Origin of the sequence: Thomasclavelia sp., from assembly GCF_017889095.1 — a bacterium.
In the GTDB taxonomy this organism is placed as follows: Bacteria; Bacillota_I; Bacilli_A; order Erysipelotrichales; family Coprobacillaceae; genus Thomasclavelia.
Genome location: NZ_JAGHEW010000146.1, coordinates 1 through 6,472 on the forward strand (window position 1 = coordinate 1; position 6,472 = coordinate 6,472).

Annotated in this window: 5 protein-coding genes; 4 read left to right on the top strand and 1 reads right to left on the bottom strand. The window is 31.5% G+C overall.

Features of this window, described 5'->3' with window-relative positions; genetic code table 11:
- Window positions 1-407: 407 nt before the first annotated feature.
- The 4 genes from J7M77_RS06770 to J7M77_RS06785 all read left to right on the top strand — a co-directional run bounded on the left by J7M77_RS06770 (window position 408) and on the right by J7M77_RS06785 (window position 5,731).
- Window positions 408-1,571 (top strand): iron-containing alcohol dehydrogenase, encoded by a 1,164-nt coding sequence (locus J7M77_RS06770; RefSeq protein ID WP_296877074.1) that lies wholly within the window; start codon window positions 408-410, stop codon window positions 1,569-1,571.
- A 130-nt stretch (window positions 1,572-1,701) separates the two neighbouring features.
- Window positions 1,702-3,138 (top strand): 6-phospho-beta-glucosidase, encoded by a 1,437-nt coding sequence (locus J7M77_RS06775; RefSeq protein WP_296877075.1) that lies wholly within the window; start codon window positions 1,702-1,704, stop codon window positions 3,136-3,138.
- Window positions 3,139-3,406: 268 nt separating this feature from the next.
- Window positions 3,407-4,222: an aldo/keto reductase gene (locus tag J7M77_RS06780; RefSeq protein ID WP_296877076.1), complete on the top strand. Its 816-nt coding sequence runs from the start codon at window positions 3,407-3,409 to the stop codon at window positions 4,220-4,222.
- Between the two features lie 96 nt (window positions 4,223-4,318).
- A complete protein-coding gene (locus J7M77_RS06785) occupies window positions 4,319-5,731 on the top strand; it encodes a 6-phospho-beta-glucosidase (protein WP_296877077.1) in 1,413 nt (470 codons plus the stop codon).
- 15 nt (window positions 5,732-5,746) lie between these two features.
- Here the strand turns inward: J7M77_RS06785 and J7M77_RS06790 are convergent.
- Window positions 5,747-6,472 (bottom strand): MurR/RpiR family transcriptional regulator (locus J7M77_RS06790; RefSeq protein WP_296877078.1); only part of this gene is annotated, 726 nt, incomplete at its 5' end.

Sequence of the window (6,472 nt, forward strand, 5' to 3'; positions counted from 1 at the left end):
CTGTTATAATCATAACAGTTTTCTTTAGTTAAAACATTCTTACCGTTAAAGGCAACTACATTGGAAAAATCAGTAAAACGATCCTTATCGGCAAAATAGATTCTGGCATTAATATCATGATCTCCCAAAATCATCCCTCCTTTTTTTAAAGTAACGGACAATTTCTAATCAAGTACATTATAGCAGTAAACTATAATTAAAGATAGAATTATCCATTCTATTATATATATACAACCGGACTTGATAAAATTACTTTTATTTTTTTAAAAATATTTTATGTAAACGTTATTTACACAAATAAAGAATTAATTTTTTATTTTTGCAAACTAGATTTTAAATGCAGCTATCGTTATTTAAGTATGTATTTAAACATGATAAATTAACACTATCAAAAGGAGGAAAAGAATATGTATAATTTTGATTTTTATATGCCGACAAAAGTTTTATTTGGACCAGGAAGATTAAATGATTTGCACTTACAAACATTACCCGGTAAAAAAGCACTGATTGTAACATCACAAGGAACATCAGTAAAAAAATATGGTTATTTACAAAGAGTAGAAAATGAATTAAAACTTGCAAAAGCAGACTTTGTTTTATTTGACCAAATTCGTCCGAATCCAACAGTAGAAAATGTTATGTCTGGAGCTAAAGTGGCTAAAGATAATCACTGTGATTTTATTTTGGCTTTAGGTGGCGGTTCGGTAATGGATTGTTCTAAATGTATTGCGCTGATGGTTACTAATGACGGTGATATTTGGGATTATTCAATGAGTGGTCAAGGTGGTAAACAAGTACCAGCTAATCCAGCTTTACCGTTAGTTTGTATTACTACTTCAGCTGGAACAGCTAGTGAAGTAGATATGGGAGCAGTTATTTCTAATGATACGATGAAAGAAAAAAGTGCGATTATGAATGTTTCAATGTTTCCGGTTTTATCAGTTGTTGATAGTGATTTAATGATGAGTGTATCACCTAAATTTACTGCATATCAAGGAATGGATGCTTTTTTCCATGCTTCAGAAACAGTAATTAATAAAAATGTTCATCCTATGGCAGAGATGTTTGCTTTAAAAACAATTGAACTGATCGCTAAATACTTACCAATTGCTTATCAAGACGGTTCTAATCAAGAAGCACGAGCTTATGTGGCATTAGCTAATTCTTTGGCTGGATATTATATGATGTGTACTTCAGCTCATACGATGGAACATGTAATGGGAAGTTTTCATGAGAATTTAATTCATGGTGCTGGATTAATTGAAATTGCTCATGCTTATTATGACTTTTTTGCTTCAAGAAAAGCAAGTGAAATGCAAATGATCAAAATGGCAAAAGCGATGGGAAATGATCAAGCAAGCAGTGGTAAAGATTTTATTACAGCTTTAGATCAATTGATTGCTTCAATTGGCTGTGCTGATTTGAAGATGAGTGATGAAGGAATCAATGAAGCAGAAATTAAACTTTATCCATCTAAAGTTCATGAAGTTTTAGGTGGTGATATTACGGCTGATCCACTACCATTATCTGATGAAGATTATTTAGAAATTTATCAAAATGCTTATCGCTAGAAGTAAACAAGGGATATTTGAACAAATATCTCTTGTTTATTCAAGGTATTGATTTTTATGAGATTAAAACCACTAATCTTAACATAAATATGATATGATTATAAGTAGTAAAAAGGAAAGGAGCATAGAGATGGTTTTAAGTAAAGATTTTTTATGGGGTGGAGCTTTGGCTGCGCATCAATTTGAAGGAGGGGTATTAAACACTTCAAAAGGCTTAAGTGTTGCCGATGTCATGACGGCTGGAGCCCATGGAGTACCTCGTGAAATCACAGATGGTGTAGTAGAAGGAAAATATTATCCTAATCATGTGGGAATTGATTTTTATGGACATTATAAAGAAGATATTGCGATGTTTGCGGATATGGGGTTTAAATGTTTTCGTACTTCAATTGCCTGGACAAGAATTTTTCCATTAGGTGATGAAGATGAACCTAATGAAGAAGGGTTACAATTTTATGATGATGTTTTTGATGAATTGTTAAAATATGGAATTGAACCAGTAATTACCTTATCACATTTTGAAATGCCTTATCATTTAGCTAAAGAATACGGTGGTTTTATGAACCGTAAGACAATTGATTTCTTTGTTAAGTTTGCCCGAGTTTGTTTTGAAAGATATAAAGATAAAGTTAAATACTGGATGACTTTTAATGAAATTAATAATCAAATGAATTATCAAAATGATATTTTTGGCTGGACTAATAGTGGGGCTCATTTTGGTGATTACGATAATCCTGAAGAAGCAATGTATATTTGTGGACATCATACTTTAGTAGCTAGTGCGTTGGCAGTAAAGGTTGGAAAAGAAATTAATCCTAATTTTAAAATTGGTAATATGATTGCCATGGTGCCAATTTATCCATATTCATGCCGTCCATCAGATATGGTTTTATCAACTCAAATGATGCATGATCGCTGGTTCTTCTGTGATGTTCAATGTCGTGGTCATTATCCTCGCTATGCTTTAAAAATGTTTGAAAGAAAAGGGTTTAAGATTGATATTAGTGAAGAAGATAAAAAGATTTTAAGCGAAGGAACAGTTGATTATATTGGTTTTAGTTATTATATGACTAATACAGTTGATTCAACCGCTCATAAAGATGTAACTAATGCTACTGATGGTTCTAGTGAATTTAGTGTTGAAAATCCTTATATTAAAGTATCTGACTGGGGTTGGGCAATTGATCCTGAAGGATTGCGGTATGCGTTAAACATTTTCTATGAAAGATATGAAAAACCATTATTTATTGTTGAAAATGGTTTTGGGGCTATCGATGTAAAAGAAGAAGACGGTTCTTGTCATGATCCATATCGAATTGATTATTTAAGAGCACACATTAAAGAAATGAAAAAAGCCGTTGAAGAAGATGGGGTTGATTTAATCGGTTATACTCCATGGGGATGTATTGACTGTATTTCATTTACTACTGGAGAAATGAAAAAACGTTATGGATTTATCTATGTAGATCGAGATAATGAAGGAAATGGAACTCTTGCAAGAAGTAAAAAAGACTCTTATGACTGGTTTAAAAAAGTAATTGCTTCTAATGGAGAAGATTTGGATTAAAGGTCCTGTAAACAATGTTTTCAAATTGAATAATAATTATTAAGATAAATGTAAATGCGATTTTATTGTCATTTACATTTATTTTTTTTACTTTTTTAATATGAAATAATGATGATACAAAGAAGATTGATAGTTATAAATATCGAGGTGATCAGCAATTTAATAATCTAATAAACCGATAAATCCAAAATAAAGTTATGATAATCAGCCATATCAAAATAGCTTATCGATCATCTTTGCAATAAATATTATACAAGGAGAGAAGAGGATGGATATAAATACCAAAGTTAAATTATGCTGCTGTCATAAAATGCCAATAGTCGCTTTAGGTGTGTGGCAAAGCGGAAAAGATACTAAACAAGCTGTTTTAGCAGCTTTAAATGTGGGGTATCGTCATATTGATACAGCTTCTTGTTATGGTAATGAAGAAGCTGTAGGGCAAGCAATCAGAGAAAGTGGCATTGATCGAAAAGAAATTTTTATTACTACTAAATTATGGAATGATGATATTAGAGCTGGTAAGACAAGAGCTGCCTTACAAGAAAGTTTAGCTAAATTACAAGTTGATTATGCTGATTTGTATTTGATTCATTGGCCTGTTGACGGTTATATTGATGCTTATTTAGAAATGGAAAAATTAAAAGAAGAAGGACTGGTTAAAAGTATTGGAGTATCTAATTTTAAAAAAACACATTTACAAAACTTACTAGCAAACGTTCATAAAATTCCTAGTGTTAATCAAATTGAAATCAATCCCCAAATGCAAGATGAAGAAACAATTGAATTTTGCCAGGATAATAAAATAGTTTTAGAAGCCTGGTCACCGCTAGGCAGTGGCGCTTGTTTAAATATTCCAGAGATCAAAATGATTGGCCAAAGATACCACAAATCATCAGCTCAAGTTATTTTAAGATGGTTATTACAAAGAAAGATCGTTGTTTTACCAAAATCAGTTCATAAAGATAGAATTGAAGAAAATATTGATTTATTTGATTTTGCATTGACAAAAGAAGAAATGCAGTTAATGAATGGATTGAATTTAAATCAGCGAACAGGACCGGATCCAGATAATTTTGATTTTTAATATTAATATTTATGGCTGACAATATATTGGTGATATAATAGATATAAATAATTGCTATGATTAATCATGACAAAAATATTAAATAGGAGGGATAAGATGAAAATAAGAGATGATTTTTTATGGGGTGGCGCTACGGCTGCCAATCAGTATGAAGGAGGTTATTTAGAAGGCGGTAAAGGCTTAAGTATTGCCGATGTTGAAAGAGGAGCTCGTCATGGAGTAATGCGTCAAATTGATGATGAAATTGTACCAGGAGCATTATATCCAAGTCATGAAGCTACTGATTTTTATCATCATTATAAAGAAGATATCAAGCTGTTTGCTGATATGGGCTTTAAATGTTTTAGAATGTCAATTGCCTGGACAAGAATCTATCCTAATGGTGATGAAGAAACACCAAATGAAGAAGGGTTAAAATTTTATGATAAAGTTTTTGATGAGTTATTAAAGTATGGAATTGAACCAATTGTAACTATTTCCCATTATGAAACACCTTTAGGATTAGTAAAAAAATATGGTTCTTGGCGTAATCGTAAATTAATTGATTTCTTTGAACGTTATGCGATAACCTGCTTTAAACGATATAAAGGAAAAGTAAAATACTGGATGACATTTAATGAGATCAATGCCACGATGAGAAGTAATCGACCATGGCATCAGGCCGGAATTATTTTTGATGAAAATGAAGATCGTTATCAAACTGTTGTTAACGCTTCTCATAATATGTTTGTAGCTTCAGCTAAAGCAGTTATTGCTGGTCATCAAATCGATCCAGAAAATAAAATTGGATGTATGTTATTGACGTATCCAACTTATAGTGCAACATGTCGTCCTGAAGATCAGGTAGAAGCTAGAGAAGCTTTATCTTCACTTTATTATTATGGTGATGTTCATGTAAGAGGTTATTATACTAACGTTTGCACGGCTAAATGGCAACAATTAAAAGTTAAACCGGAAATTTGTGATGGTGATTTAGAAATCATCAAAGCTGGTAAAGTTGATTATATTGGTTTTTCATACTATTTTTCAGCAATAGCGGGTATTGGTGATATTAAAATGGGTGAAGGAAATGTCATTAGTGGCGGTGTCAATCCATATTTAAAACAAACTGATTGGGGCTGGACGATTGATCCAATTGGATTAAGAAATGTTTTAAATGATTTATATGATCGCTATCAAGTTCCTTTGATGATCGTTGAAAATGGTATGGGAGCTTATGACAAAGTTGAAGAAGATGGTTCGATTCATGATGAATATCGAATTGATTATTTAAGAAAGCACATTAGTGAAATGATCAAAGCGATTGAAATTGATCATGTTGATGTAATTGGTTATACTCCTTGGGGATGCATTGATCTAGTTTCCGCAGGAACTGGGGAAATGCGTAAACGTTATGGCTTTATTTATGTTGATAAACATGATGATGGTACCGGTTCATTAAAAAGATTAACTAAAGATTCATTTTACTGGTATAAAGAAGTAATCGCTAGTAATGGTAAAAAACTGTAGTTTTGCTACAGTTTTTTAATCCTCTTCTTTAATAATGTCTAAAGTTGAAAAGCGGCCAGTTTCAATCATTTGCGATATTTTTTTCTTTCTGTCAATATTTTGATCATAATTTAATGAAAAAACACAAGAATACAATAAATCTAAAACATACTCAAAAGAAATATCAGTAGAAAAGGTAGCAATTTTTGAATAAAGTTTCTCCCGAGTACAAATCTTTAAAACCACATCAGCATTTTTAGATACCGTACTTTCACCAATATTAGTAATGGCAATAATTGGAATATCCTTGGTTTTTAAAGCTTGCATTACTCTTTTAAGAATCGGTGTTTCCCCAGAATAAGAAACAATAATTGCACATGAATTTACATCTGCATTAATAGCACTGTAAACAAGTTCACCCTGTAAGTTACAAATAGTTACTTTCTTTTGAATTCTTGACATATTATGAGCAAATTCTTGAGTAATCAAACCATTATTACTGACTGCAAAAAGATAGATTGCTGAATGTTTTCTAATTATCTGTACTGCTGTTTGTAAATCATCATGACTTACTAATGATAAAGTATCATCAATTGCTTCTTTTTTCAACATGGCAAGTTTAGAAGCAATAGACATGATCGTATCTTCATTAGTAAATGGATAATTGGCATCGACATCTAAAAAATGACTTTGGAGATATTCTATTTCTTTTAAATAAGCATCTTTTAATTCATTCCAGCCATTAAACTTCATTTTATGAGC